Origin of the sequence: Tenacibaculum sp. Bg11-29, assembly GCF_002836595.1 — a bacterium.
GTDB lineage: Bacteria > Bacteroidota > Bacteroidia > Flavobacteriales > Flavobacteriaceae > Polaribacter.
The window spans coordinates 721,003-734,652 of sequence record NZ_PJBB01000003.1 but is presented as its reverse complement, the minus strand read 5'-3'; the positions used below and the strand labels follow the sequence as shown (position 1 = coordinate 734,652).

The following is a 13,650-nucleotide window of genomic DNA, read 5'->3' as shown; positions in this document are numbered from 1 at the left end:
TGGTTAAAAATAAAAAAAAGCGCTCTAAGAGAGTGCTTTTTAAAGTAGTAAATTATAATTTTTTTACTTCAATTATTTTAACAGGACAAGCCTTTTTTGCTTCGAATGAAGTTTCAAAAATAGTATCATCGTGTGTTTTTATGGTAAAAAAACCTTTTTTTTCAGTAGCATGTAGTAAAACTGATTTTCCGTCTTTTTTAGACATTTGAAATTGAGCAGGTGCTACTTCAACACAGTAATTACAACCAATACATTTGTTTCTTTGTAGGGTAATTACAATCATTAATTTTTAGAAAATTCTGTTTTTACAATTTTATATAATTTATCTGAAGGACGAATTTTGAAATCCAATTTCATGGTAACTTCATCTCCTTTCGATGCTATTTGGGTTTCTTTGTCGTTTACAAACATACTTTTTAGCTCCATTTCTTTAGCTCCTGTTGTTGGGCCTGTAATTAAAATAGTATCACCAATAGTTAAGTCGTACGCTTCAATTTTAAACTCGCCAATTTCTGCCTTAGAAAAATAATGAATACCTTTACCTAAGTACACTTTTTTCTGTGTAGCATGTGAGCCTGGTTCTTTACTCCATTCACCTAGTTTTTGCCCTAAGTAATATCCGTTCCAAAAACCACGATTATAAACCTTTTCGAGTTCTAGCATCCAAGAAATTACTTTTTCTTTATCGTAGGTTCCGTTAGCTAAACTGTCAATGGCATCTCTATAACATTTAATTACTTTAGCGACATATTCTGGAGCACGACCTCTTCCTTCAATTTTTAAAACTTTAATACCTGCATTAGCAAGTTGATCTAAAAAATTAATAGTACATAAATCTTTAGGAGACATTATATACTCATTGTCTAATTCCATTTCAAAACCAGATTCTTGATCGATTACCGTATATTTTTTACGACAATTTTGTTTACAAGCACCACGATTTGCAGATGAATTATGTGAATGTAAACTCATGTAACATTTACCTGAAACAGCCATACATAAAGCACCGTGACCAAAAATTTCGACTTCTAATAACCGTCCAGAAGGTCCTTTTATTTCTTCTTTTTCGATTTGCTCAGTAATCTTTTTTACTTGACGCAAGCTTAATTCTCTACTTAATACAATTGTATCAGCAAACATTGCATAAAACTTTGCTGTTTCAATATTCGTAATGTTAATTTGAGTAGAAATATGAACTTCTACTCCCTCTGCTCGAGCTATAGAAATAACAGCTTGATCCATTGCTATTACTGCAGTAATATTAGCTTGCTTTGCTTTTTTTATTAAGGTTTTTACAATTGATAAGTCATGATCGTATACAATTGTATTTAAGGTTAAGTAAGTACGAACGTTTTTTTCTTTACATCTATGATAAATTTCGTCTAAATCATCCAAAGTAAAGTTAACAGTTGCTCTCGCTCGCATGTTTAATTGTTCGACGCCAAAATATATAGAATCACAACCATTATCTAAAGCCGCCTGTAATGATTCAAAATTGCCAGCTGGCGCCATTAGTTCAATCTTCTGCATGTGCTTATTTTTTAAACTTTAATGCTTCAGATCTTCCTTTTTTAAAAATCTTGTTGCTATTCCCTTTGCCTCTACGTAGCTCTTTTTGCTCTTCAAAAGGCAATGCAGCTATTTCCTTGCATTCATTAGAACAACAGGTATTCATTTTTTCAGAACAAGAGTTACATTGAATAAATAAAAGGTGACAAGCTTGATTATCACAATTTACGTGATCATCACAAGGCCCGCCACATTGATGGCAGTTAGAGACTACATCGTCGGTAATTCGTTCTGCTCTTCGGTGATCGAAAACAAAATTTTTACCAATAAATTTATTTTCAACATCTTCAGATTTTACTTGGCGAGTATATTCTATAATCCCTCCTTCTAACTGAAAGACATTTTTAAAGCCTTTATGTTTATAGTAAGCAGAGGCCTTTTCGCAACGAATTCCGCCAGTGCAATACATTAATAAGTTTTTATCTTCTTTATTATCCTTTAAGTCTTCCTCAATAATGTCTAAAGAATCACGAAATGTGTCTACATCAGGTGTTACAGCTCCATCAAAATGACCAATTTCGCTTTCATAATGATTACGCATATCTACACAGATTGTATTTGGATCTGCTAACATATCGTTGAATTCCTTTGCATTTAAATGAATTCCTTTATTGGTAACATCAAATGTGTCATCATTTAAGCCATCAGCAACAATTTTGTTACGAACTTTTACTTTTAATTTTAAAAATGATTTGTTGTCTTGCTCAATAGCAACATTTAAACGAATGTCTTTTAAAAAAGAAATTGCATCTAGTTGTTCTTTTAGTTTTAAAAAAATTTCTGCGGGTACAGATATTTGAGCATTGATTCCTTCATGTGAAACATAGGTGCGCCCTAAGACTTCTAAAGCGTCCCATTCTAGGAATAATTTATTTCTAAATAAAGTTGGGTTTTCTATCTTGAAATATTGATAGAATGAAATTGTTAAACGATCCTTTCCGGCTTCGTCAATTAGTGCAGCGCGTTCTTTTGCGCTTAACTTGTTGTACAGTTGCATGCTATACTTTTTTTAAGTTATACAAAATGTTACGATTTTATCTGAAAATCGATGCAAATGTACTGATTTTTTGAGGTTTAATGTTTAAAACAATACTTTTTGCTTTAATTTGATGATTTTTTAAATTTTAGTTAAATTTTTAAAAAAAAGGGATGCAACCAATTCTTTTTTTTAAATCTTTGTGATAGTTAAATAAATATTTTCACATTATAAAATAAATAAAAAATGAGAGTAGCAATCGTTGGAGCTACCGGAATGGTAGGTAATGTAATGTTACAAGTATTAGCGGAACGTAATTTTTCTATAACAGAGTTGATTCCTGTTGCATCAGAGCGTTCAGTTGGAAAACAAATTGAATTTAAAGGAGCAAATTATACTATTGTAGGTTTAGAAACAGCAGTTTCTATGAAGCCAGATATTGCTTTGTTTTCTGCAGGTGGTGAAACTTCATTAGAATGGGCGCCAAAATTTGCTGAAGTTGGTACTACGGTAATAGATAATTCATCTGCATGGAGAATGGATTCAACTAAGAAATTAGTGGTTCCAGAAATTAATGGAAATGTTTTAACTAAAGAAGATAAAATTATAGCGAACCCAAATTGTTCTACAATTCAATTAGTAATGGCATTAGGTCCGTTACATGATGAATATAAAATGAAACGGGTCGTAATTTCAACTTATCAGTCGGTTTCAGGAACAGGTATTAAAGCTGTTCAGCAATTAGATAACGAAGAAGCTGGAGTTGAGGGGGAAATGGTATATCCTCATCCAATAGGAAGAAACGCTTTGCCACATTGTGATGTCTTTTTAGAAAATGGATATACAAAAGAAGAAATGAAATTGGTAAAAGAGCCAAAGAAAATCTTAGGTGATGATTCTTTTTCTGTAACAGCTACAGCTGTTAGAATACCTACAGCAGGTGGGCATTCAGAAGCTGTAAATGTTCAATTTGAAAACGATTTTGATTTAAATAAAGTACGCGAGTTATTAGGTAAAACAGATGGCGTTATTGTACAAGATAATGTACAAGAGAATGTATATCCTATGCCAATTTTAGCACATAATAAAGATGAAGTTTTTGTAGGTAGAATTAGAAGGGATGAATCTCAACCAAATACTTTAAATATGTGGATTGTTGCTGATAATTTACGTAAAGGAGCAGCAACAAATACAATACAAATTGCTGAGTATTTAGTTGCTAACAATTTGATTTAAAGATTTATTAGAATTACTAAACTATAGTAATTAAATCCTGTGTTAATTGGCACAGGATTTTTATTTTTGAAGAATGATGAATAAAGAGCAGATAGTAAATAATACGAAGGTGTTTGTAAAAGAAACATTAAAAGGAGCAGAAGGAGGTCATGATTACTTTCATATAGAAAGAGTATATAAAAATGCGATGTTAATTGCTAAGAATGAAAAAGTAGATGATTTTGTTGTAGCTTTAGGAGCGTTGTTACATGACATAGCAGATAGTAAGTTTTATGAAGGAGACGAAACTATTGGTCCAAAAAAAGCACGTTTCTTTTTAGAAGAAGAAGGTGTTAGTGAGGTTGTTATTGTTCATGTTGAAAATGTTATTAAAAATATATCTTTTAAAGGTGGGAATTTTAAACAAAATTTTAAATCACTTGAGTTAGATGTAATTCAGGATGCAGATAGATTAGATGCTATTGGAGCAATTGGAATTGCACGTTGTTTTAATTACGGAGGGTTTAAAAATAGAGAATTATACAATCCTGATATTCCTCCAAAATTGAATATGACCAAGGAGGAATATAAAAATTCTACAGCTCCTACTTTAAATCATTTTTATGAAAAACTGTTATTATTAAAAGATAAATTTAATACTAATACAGGAAAAGAGCTCGCAAAACAACGACATGAATTTATGGAAGATTTTGTAAGTAAATTCCTTGATGAGTACAATGGGGTTAATTAATTGTTTTTCTGATGATTATGTAATTTTATCTTTTTTTTTAAAAATATTCTCAATAAAACTTAGTATTTGTTGAGTTTTAATGATATATTGTACTTGTTAATAATCCCCTTATTAATTAAATTCCCCTAAATCTTTTAAAAATAGCACTATATGTAAATATGGTGCTGTTTTTGTTTATAAGGTTGGTTTTTATTAAGCTTTTTCTTGGTGTATTGAAGCGTTGTTAACCAAGGTATTTTATTTTGAGCAAATAGAAAAAGCAAACCCAAAACTTATAAGTTTTGGGTTTGCTTTTTTCTAAATAGGAATTTACTTTATAAGATGAACTTAGTATTAAGCTCCTGGGAAATTTGGCTTTCTTTTTTCTAAAAAAGCAGTTGTCCCTTCTTTAAAGTCTTCAGTACCAAAACAATCGCCAAATTCAACTATTTCAGTTTCATAACCATTTATACCATCTTTAAAGTTATCGTTTATTGCTCTTATTGCTGCGCTAATTGCAACAGAAGAGTTACGCATTATTTTACTAGTTAGTTTTTCAGCTAATGGTAACAATTCTTCTTGAGTTACTACGTGATTTACTAAGCCACATTGTTTGGCATCATCTGCAGAAATCATACCTGCTGTCATAATCAACTCCATCGCTTTACCTTTACCTACAAGTTGTGGTAAACGTTGTGTACCACCATAACCAGGAATTACACCTAAAGAAACTTCTGGTAGTCCCATTTTAGCATTTTCTGAAGCAATTCTAAAATGGCAAGCCATTGCTAGTTCTAATCCACCACCTAAAGCAAAACCATTTATTGCGGCAACAACTGGAGTTGATAAATTTTCTATTAGATCAAATAAAGATTCTTGACCTAATTTGGCTAATTTCCCGCCTTCTTCTATAGTGAAATTTGCAAATTCAGAGATGTCTGCCCCAGCAACAAAGGCTTTTTCTCCGCTTCCAGTGATAATGATTGCATTTACGTTTTCATCATCTTCTAGTGTTTCAAAAGCTGTACCTAATTCTTTAATTGTAGCGCTATTTAATGCGTTAAGTTTTTTTGGTCTGTTAATTGTAATTATTGATAACCCGTTAGTAGTATCAACTAAAATGTTTTCGAAATTCATCTGATTAAGTTTTTGGTAAAATTACAGTAAAGACAGTTCCAATCCCTTCAGTTGAAGTAAAGTTGATAGAACCATCATAAGCCTCAATTATGTTTTTTATCATTGGTAAACCTAATCCCATACCACTTGTTTTAGTAGTGAATTTAGGTTCAAAAATTAATTCTTTATTTTCATTTTGAATACCCTTTCCATTATCAGAAACGATAATTTTTACATTATTCCCTCCAGAAGTTACTTTTACTTCAATTCTTGGATTTTGTTCGTTTTCTTTAATTGCTTGAGTTGCATTTTTAACGAGATTAGTTACAATTCTAATTAATTGAGTTTTATCTAAATTAGCAAATAACTCAGTTTCTTTAGGAATGTAATGTATGTATTCTTCAGTAAAAATATCTAGTGAATGTTTTACAATATCAACAACATCTAACTTTTCTCGACGTTGATTTGGCATTTTTGCAAAATTTGAAAAAGCAGAAGCAATAGAATCCATTACATCGATTTGCTGAATAAGAGTTTCGCTGTATTCCGACATCTTTTCTCTAATGTTTGGGTCTTCAGGATTAAATCTTCTATGAAAACTTTGTACCGAAAGACGCATTGGTGTTAGTGGGTTTTTAATTTCATGAGCAACTTGTTTTGCCATTTCCCTCCAAGCTTGTTCACGTTCACTCTGAGCTAGCTTTACAGCACTTTCTTCTAGTTGATCAATCATATTATTATAAGAGCTAACCAAAGAGTTTATTTCTGAACTAGCAGAATTTAATGTTATTTTTTCATTTCGTTTGTTTAAATGGGTCTCTTTAATTTTTTCAGAAATTGTTTGAATAGATCGAGTAATGTAGCTAGATAAAAAGTAAGCTAATGAAATAGCAATTATAAACATAAGTAAGTAAACAAGAAGTAAGCTTGATATAAACTCACGTAATTCTTGTTTTTGTTCTTCGTTATCTTGTGCTATTTGTAATTCTAAAACTCCAATTCTTTTAAAACGAGTATCGTTTATATAGGTATATGATGATTGGTATGTGATTCCTTTGTCAGTTCTAGTTTTTAGAATTTTATGATTTGAATTATTTGCAAGTTCTGTTACGGTGGCAGCGGTTAAATTAATACCTTCTTTTTTGTCAAAATTGTATGGAATAGATGATTTTAAAAGTTGCCCGTCCATACCATACATAGATACGGTAAGTTTATGAACATAAGCAATGTCATATATACGGTCCTGAAAAATCTTAGATAGATTATCTGTAGTAACCGGATAGGTAGTTTTACGTTTTAATTCTATTTCTATATCATGTTTTGTGGCGCTTTCTTTTCTGTTGAAACGTTGTATATTGTATTCATCAGTTTGTTCACCATATTGAAGAATGGTAACACTCACGATTAAAATAGATGCCAATAATACAAGTAGTATCATTGATAAGAAAATTCTAATTCGTAACGATATGTTGTTAATGTTTAGCAATATTTTAGGTTTTATGATTTAACTTTTTCTTCTTTACTGTGTAAAAGGCGCGTTAATTTAATTGATAAATCTAATAAAATTATTTTAGCATTTCCGTTTCGTTCAATATGATACTGAGCATCACTTACTTCTTTTTCAATAGTTAAGATATTTGTGCTATGTATAAAAGGGGCAAATTTTGATAGTTGAAAACTAGCTGACTTTGTTTCCAAAAAAACTAAATCAGGAGCACCATAATTTAATAATAGCGCTTGTCTAAAAAACTGTAAACAATATTGTAAAAATTGCTTTTGTGTTTCACGACCAGATTTAGCAATAGCTTCAGACCAATTAATTAAATCTTGAATAACAGCTGCATTTCCTTTAGCTTTAAAAGCCGCACGAATCCATGTAATAAACCACTCTTCAAAAATTAAATCGTTTGAATTGTTATTTAAGATATGAAGTGCTTTATTGTAATTTCCTTCAGATTGGTGTGCTATTTTAGCAGCCTCATTTTCTGATATTTTTTCGTTTTTAACTAAAGCATTGGTAATATCAGTATCTCCTAAAGAAGGTAGGTATAATGCTTGACAACGAGATTTTATGGTGTTTATAATCTGTTCTTCATCTTCCGTAATTAATAAAAAAATAGTTTTACTTGGCGGTTCTTCAATTAATTTTAATAATTTATTAGAAGCAGCAATGTTCATTTTTTCAGCCATCCAAATAATCATAACCTTAAAACCTCCTTCGTAAGATTTTAATTGTAGTTTTTTAACAATGTCTTGAGCTTCATCTACTCCAATTTGACCTTGTTTATTTTCTACACCAATATGTTGAGACCAGTTAAATAAACTACCATAAGGTTGTTCTTCTATAAAGCGTCTCCAGTCGTTTAAAAACAAATTACTAACAGGGTGTTTTTTTACGGAATCATTGGTCGTAACAGGAAAAGCAAAATGCAAATCTGGGTGCTGTAATTTAGCACACTTTATGTTACACGCTTCGCTGTTGTTTGATGTACTACATAATAAATGTTGGGCATAAGCAATAGCCATAGGTAATGTACCACTACCTTCTTTGCCAACAAAAAGTTGTGCATGTGGTATTCGGTTATTTTCCGCCGATTGAAGTAAATGTTTTTTTATATGGTCTTGTCCTATGATTTGATCGAAAGTCATGCAACAAATATAAGATTTCAAATACAGAGAACAACAAATATAAGAAACTAGAGATTATTAGGGTTCTATTGTTTAGAATGGTTCTATTTTAGTATCTTTGCAAGCCAATTTATACATGTCATTTGAACTCAATAGCAACTTTACATATCGGAGAGCGAGGTATTATATCAGAAGAAAGTTTAGATATAATACCATTAAAATTATTAGAAATGGGGTGTTTGCCAGGAACAGAAGTCGAGTTGTTACAGCTTGCTCCTTTTAAAGATCCTATGTATATATGTGTAAATGGAAGTCATTTAGCAATAAGAAAAGAAACTGCCTGTCAAATTGTAATTACCAAAATATAACTGATGAATAAGCGTATTAAAGTAGCTTTAATTGGTAACCCAAATACTGGAAAAACATCATTATTTAATCAATTAACAGGTTTAAGTCAAAAGGTTGGTAATTACCCAGGAGTAACCGTCGATAAAAAAGAAGGAGTTTGTAAGTTGCCAAATAATAAATCAGCCATTATAACTGATTTACCTGGTACGTATAGTATAAACCCAACTTCAATAGATGAAAGTATTGTTTTAAAAACGTTATTAAATTCTAAAAAGGATGAGCAACCTGATGTAATTGTTATAGTTGCTGATGTAGAGAATTTGAAACGGAATTTATTACTATTTTCTCAAATTCAAGATTTAGAAATACCTATGATTTTAGCCATAAATATGGCAGATCAATTGAGGCGTAAAGGAATTTCTATTGATATTGAGAGTTTAGAAACAGAGTTACAAACAAAAGTAGTTTTAATTTCTGCTAGAAATAATGAAGGGATTGCAAATTTAAAAGAAGAAATTACTCATTATAAGGCATTAAAAAAGTATTCTAATTTTAAAGAAATTTCGAATAAAATTGATGCTGAGTATTTTAATGAATTATCAAAAAAGAACGCTAATTTTTCGTCATACGAATTATGGATGATGCTTACCAAGAAAGATACATCAATGCTTTCTGAATATGAGAAAAATAAATTTCAAGTATTTGAAGAAGATGATTCTAAGCAAAAAAAATATCAACATAAAGAAACAATTTATCGGTACCAAAAAATCAATTCAATTTTAAAAAAAACATATAAAATTGATGCTTCTAAAGGAACAGGTTTACGATCTAACTTAGATAAAGTTTTTACACATAAAATATTTGGCTACGTTATTTTCTTTGGACTATTATTGTTGATTTTTCAATCAGTTTTTGATTGGGCATCTACCCCAATGGATTTGATAGATGGTTTATTTGTCGACATTGCAGAATTTACAAAAGCGAATTTGCCAAAAGGAATGTTTACCGATTTATTAACTGAAGGAATTATTCCCGGAATTGGAGGCGTTATTATTTTTATTCCGCAGATAGCAATTTTGTTTTTCTTCATTGCCGTTCTTGAAGAAACGGGTTATATGAGTAGAGTTGTGTTTTTGATGGATAAAATTATGCGACGTTTTGGTATGAGTGGGAAAAGTGTAATTCCGTTAATTTCAGGAACTGCATGTTCTATTCCTGCAATAATGGCAACACGAACCATTTCTAGTTGGAAAGAACGTTTAATAACAATTTTGGTTGTGCCCTTTACAACCTGTTCTGCACGTTTACCAGTATATGCTATTTTAATAGCCTTAATAATTCCAGACACAAAAATATTCGGACTTTTAAGCTTGCAAGGATTTACTTTACTAGGATTATACGTTCTTGGTTTTGGAGCGGCAATTATAGGAGCCTATATCTTACATAAAACACTAAAAATTAAAAATACTTCATTTTTTGTGATGGAAATGCCTAATTACAAGCTTCCGTCAGCTAAAAATGTATTTTTAGATGTATTAGAGAAAACAAAAGCTTTTGTTTTTGGGGCAGGAAAAATAATCTTATCAATATCAATTGTATTGTGGTTTTTAGCATCAAACGGACCTTCATCATTTGAAAATGCAGAAAAAAACGTAATTGAGAATATTGTAAATCAACAATTACCAAAAGCAGAGTTATCACAAAAAATAGCATCAGCAAAATTAGAAAACTCTTATATAGGAATCGCAGGAAAAGCAATAGAACCAGTAGTGAAACCATTAGGGTATGATTGGAAAATTGGAATAGGATTGATAGCATCATTTGCAGCAAGAGAAGTGTTTATAGGTACTTTAGCTACAATTTATAGTGTTGAGAATGATGATGAAGATATCTCAACGATTAAAGAAAAAATGGCTTCAGAGATAAACTTAGAAACTGGAGAAAAACGGTTTAATTTTGCTACTGGAATGTCTTTACTCTTGTTTTATGCTTTTGCTATGCAATGTATGGCTACTTTGGCCATCGTAAAAAGAGAAACCAAAAGCTGGAAATGGCCAATTGCACAATTAGTAGGTATGGGAGCATTAGCATATTTATCTGCTTTTATAGCATATCAAATTTTACGTTAATGCAAGAAGTAATTACATATATAGCAGTCGGTTTAGCGGTGCTTTTTTTAATAAAGAAATTTTTTATTAAAAGCAGCAAAAGTAAAGGCTGTGATACTGACTGCAATTGTTCTTAATAAAATAGTTAGAATTATAAAATGTTTTACAATTAATGTATTTTTGTGGTATTATAATTGATAATTAATTCAAATTATAATTGATTTAAAATTTAAATATGAAAAAAATATTTTTGATAGCTGTGCTTTTTATCAGCTCATTTACACAAGCCCAACAAGAGGTAAAAGTTGATATTTTAGATGCACTAGCATTTAAAACATTAGAACTTTCTTATGAATATTATACAAGTAGTCGTTCATCAGTAGGTGTATCAGCATTATTTAATTTTGAAAAAAGATCAGCAGATTTTAAATACAATGAAAAACGAATGATTACTCCATATTTCCGTCATTATTTTACAGATAGTAGTAATTGGAATTATTTTGGAGAAGTATTCTTAGGTATTAATACAGGAGAAAATGAAGTTGAGGTTGCAGGAAGTATGGTTAAGCAATATAAAGAGTATACAGATGGTGCTTTAGGTATAGCTATAGGTTCTAAATATATATCTTCAGGAGGTTTTGTTGTTGATGTTTATGCTGGTTTAGGAAGAAATATGTTTACTTCTGAATCTCGTTCAGTTGTGCCAAGAGTTGGTATTAACTTAGGATATAGGTTTTAATCACAGAAGTATATTTAAGGGAGTAATTTTTAGAAGTTCTCATTAAAAACGAAAAAGCTTGCTTTATGCAAGTTTTTTCGTTTTTATAACATTAGCTATGATGAAACTTAAGATTGCAGGTAGTACCCAACCTAAATTTTGGTTTGCTAACGGAATAATGTTTTTAATAGGAATTAAGTGTTCTTTGTTGATAATAAAGCCTAGGAAATCAGGAACACTAAAAATAAAGGTAACCAAAACAACAACTTTAAAAACAATTGAAGAGGCTAAGTTTTTAGGCGCTATGTTTAGCAAAATTAAGGCTATTGTTATAGGGTAAATAAACATTAATATCGGTAATGCAATTATAATGATAGAATGAAAATTTAATTGCCCAACTAAAACACCTACCAAGCACCCAATAAGAGCTGTAATTATATATGCTTTTTGAGAATTTTTAAACAATCCTTTAAAATAATCAGCAGTTCCTGTAATTATTCCAATAGCAGTTGTAAAACATGCTAAAGCAATAAGTGTACTTAGAAAAACATTACCAATATTCCCTAATGTTGCTATACTAATTCCTTGTAGTAAATTTGCTCTTTGCATGTCACTACTTAAAGTACCGTCAACTAATATTTCTGAACCATAAAAAGCACCTACAGAAATTAAACCTGCATAAATTACGAAAAGACCAGAACCAGCAATAAATCCAGCTTTTTTAATTAATTCTTTTTTATCAGTGAATGAAGTATAGCCTTTTAAATTTAAAGAAATAATAATTACACCACCAACAACTACAGCTCCAATGGCGTCAAAAGTTTGGTAACCTTCTAGTATACCACTAACAATAGGTGTTTTAAAAATGCTAGGGTTCATAACCATTTCACTAGAAAATAAACCTATACCAATAACTAATACTAAAATTATAACCATTAAAGGTGTTAGATATTTACCAAGAAGGTTTAAAACTTTAGATCTGTTTAAAACAAAAATTAAAACCAATGTAAAGTATACACAACTTGTTATTAAGGGACTTGTACCAAAAAATGGATGAATCGCAATTTCATGTGTTGCAGATGCTGTTCTTGGTGAGGGAATTGTGATCGATATTATATAAATAATTATACAGTATAATAAACTAAACGTTGGTGATACTTTTTTTCCAAGATCATACAACGTTCCCTGTAGTTTTGCATGTGCTAAAATTCCTAGAATAGGAATTATAACTGCGGTAATCATAAAACCAAGCGTTACCCAAATCCAATTGTCTCCTGCATTATAGCCTAAAAGAGGAGGTAAGAGTAAATTACCCGCACCAAAGAAGAGTGAAAACAATGCGAAACTGGTAACAAGTATTTCTTTTGTTTTATTCATGTTTTCGATATTAATAAAAGGTTGGTTAATCTTATTTTTTTTAGAAAAATACTAGCGAAAGATACATATTTTTGCAATATGAAAGACTTCATCATTTATAAAAATAGTAAAGTAGCTTATTCAGATATTGGAAAGGGCAACGCTATTGTTTTACTTCATGGTTTTCTTGAGAATTCTAGCATGTGGAATGAAATTTCAGAAGAGTTATCAAAAAAAAATCGTGTAATTTGTGTAGATCTATTAGGTCATGGAAAGACCAATTGTATTGGTTACTTACATACAATGAATGATATGGCTGAAGCTGTTAAAGAGGTTTTAAAATCATTACGGCTTAGAAAGTTTTTTGTTGTAGGGCATTCAATGGGAGGATATGTATCTTTGGCATTAGCGGAGAAATATTCAATAAATATAAAAGGGTTATGTTTATTGAATTCAACTACTCAAGCAGATACAACTGAGCGTAAAGAGTTACGACTAAGAGCATGTAAAATGGCACAAACGAATTATGATAATTTAGTGAAATTATCTATTTCTAATTTGTTTACTATTAAAACCAGGGAGCAATTTAGCTTTGAATTAGCGGAGATTAAAAAAGAAGCTTTAAAAACATCTATTCAAGGGTATATCGGAGCAACAAAAGGGATGATGTTAAGAGAAAATAAGGAAGCTGTTTTAGAATCTATAGATAAAAGGTTGATAATTACAGGTAAAAATGATCCTTTGTTAAAATATCAATCAATTTTAGAAGAATCTGAAAGAACAAATACTCCTTTAATTAAACTTCCAAATGGGCATATGAGTCATATTGAAAATAGAGATGAATTAATAGACTGTTTAAAGAAATTTATTAAACGCTAAATATTTT

Annotated in this window: 13 protein-coding genes; 6 read left to right on the top strand and 7 right to left on the bottom strand. The window is 30.4% G+C overall.

What is annotated here, in order from left to right:
* Positions 1 to 52: 52 nt before the first annotated feature.
* The 3 genes from CXF68_RS03395 to CXF68_RS03385 are packed head-to-tail and all read right to left on the bottom strand — an operon-like array spanning position 53 to position 2,566.
* Positions 53 to 283: a ferredoxin gene (locus CXF68_RS03395; protein WP_101042964.1), complete on the bottom strand. Its 231-nt coding sequence runs from the start codon at positions 281 to 283 to the stop codon at positions 53 to 55.
* Positions 283 to 1,530, bottom strand: a complete 1,248-nt coding sequence (locus tag CXF68_RS03390; protein WP_101042963.1) for a peptidase U32 family protein — start codon at positions 1,528 to 1,530, stop codon at positions 283 to 285. Before CXF68_RS03390 ends, CXF68_RS03395 begins: the two co-directional genes overlap by 1 nt.
* A gap of 4 nt (positions 1,531 to 1,534) precedes the next feature.
* A complete protein-coding gene (locus tag CXF68_RS03385; RefSeq protein WP_101042962.1) occupies positions 1,535 to 2,566 on the bottom strand; it encodes a rhodanese-related sulfurtransferase in 1,032 nt (343 codons plus the stop codon).
* 225 nt (positions 2,567 to 2,791) lie between these two features.
* Between CXF68_RS03385 and CXF68_RS03380 the strand changes: the two genes are divergently transcribed.
* Entirely contained in the window at positions 2,792 to 3,781 is a 990-nt protein-coding gene (locus tag CXF68_RS03380) for an aspartate-semialdehyde dehydrogenase (protein WP_101042961.1), read from the top strand.
* Positions 3,782 to 3,857: 76 nt separating this feature from the next.
* Positions 3,858 to 4,511 (top strand): HD domain-containing protein, encoded by a 654-nt coding sequence (locus CXF68_RS03375; RefSeq protein ID WP_101047319.1) that lies wholly within the window; start codon positions 3,858 to 3,860, stop codon positions 4,509 to 4,511.
* A 333-nt stretch (positions 4,512 to 4,844) separates the two neighbouring features.
* Here the strand turns inward: CXF68_RS03375 and CXF68_RS03370 are convergent, their stop codons facing one another.
* From CXF68_RS03370 to CXF68_RS03360, 3 genes are read right to left on the bottom strand one after another with little or no spacing between them, the layout of a single operon-like run.
* The gene (locus tag CXF68_RS03370; protein ID WP_101042960.1) at positions 4,845 to 5,627 is read right to left on the bottom strand and encodes an enoyl-CoA hydratase/isomerase family protein; all 783 of its coding nucleotides are present in this window, start codon (positions 5,625 to 5,627) and stop codon (positions 4,845 to 4,847) included.
* 4 nt (positions 5,628 to 5,631) lie between these two features.
* Positions 5,632 to 7,044 carry a PAS domain-containing sensor histidine kinase gene (locus CXF68_RS03365; protein WP_101042959.1) on the bottom strand — a complete coding sequence of 471 codons (1,413 nt, stop codon included), beginning with the start codon at positions 7,042 to 7,044 and terminating at the stop codon, positions 5,632 to 5,634.
* Positions 7,045 to 7,103: 59 nt separating this feature from the next.
* Positions 7,104 to 8,255: a DNA polymerase III subunit delta' gene (locus tag CXF68_RS03360; RefSeq protein WP_101042958.1), complete on the bottom strand. Its 1,152-nt coding sequence runs from the start codon at positions 8,253 to 8,255 to the stop codon at positions 7,104 to 7,106.
* A gap of 122 nt (positions 8,256 to 8,377) precedes the next feature.
* On the opposite strand from CXF68_RS03360, the gene CXF68_RS03355 reads away from it, so the two are divergent.
* From CXF68_RS03355 to CXF68_RS03340, 3 genes are all read left to right on the top strand, one after another.
* A complete protein-coding gene (locus CXF68_RS03355; protein WP_101042957.1) occupies positions 8,378 to 8,602 on the top strand; it encodes a FeoA family protein in 225 nt (74 codons plus the stop codon).
* Between the two features lie 3 nt (positions 8,603 to 8,605).
* The gene (gene feoB, locus CXF68_RS03350) at positions 8,606 to 10,711 is read left to right on the top strand and encodes a ferrous iron transport protein B (RefSeq protein WP_101042956.1); all 2,106 of its coding nucleotides are present in this window, start codon (positions 8,606 to 8,608) and stop codon (positions 10,709 to 10,711) included.
* 214 nt (positions 10,712 to 10,925) lie between these two features.
* A complete protein-coding gene (locus tag CXF68_RS03340; RefSeq protein ID WP_101042954.1) occupies positions 10,926 to 11,429 on the top strand; it encodes a DUF3575 domain-containing protein in 504 nt (167 codons plus the stop codon).
* A 63-nt stretch (positions 11,430 to 11,492) separates the two neighbouring features.
* On the opposite strand, the gene brnQ is transcribed toward CXF68_RS03340, so the two are convergent.
* Positions 11,493 to 12,785: a branched-chain amino acid transport system II carrier protein gene (gene brnQ, locus CXF68_RS03335; protein ID WP_101042953.1), complete on the bottom strand. Its 1,293-nt coding sequence runs from the start codon at positions 12,783 to 12,785 to the stop codon at positions 11,493 to 11,495.
* A 78-nt stretch (positions 12,786 to 12,863) separates the two neighbouring features.
* Between brnQ and CXF68_RS03330 the strand changes: the two genes are divergently transcribed.
* Positions 12,864 to 13,643 (top strand): alpha/beta fold hydrolase, encoded by a 780-nt coding sequence (locus CXF68_RS03330; protein ID WP_101042952.1) that lies wholly within the window; start codon positions 12,864 to 12,866, stop codon positions 13,641 to 13,643.
* Positions 13,644 to 13,650 lie beyond the last annotated feature (7 nt).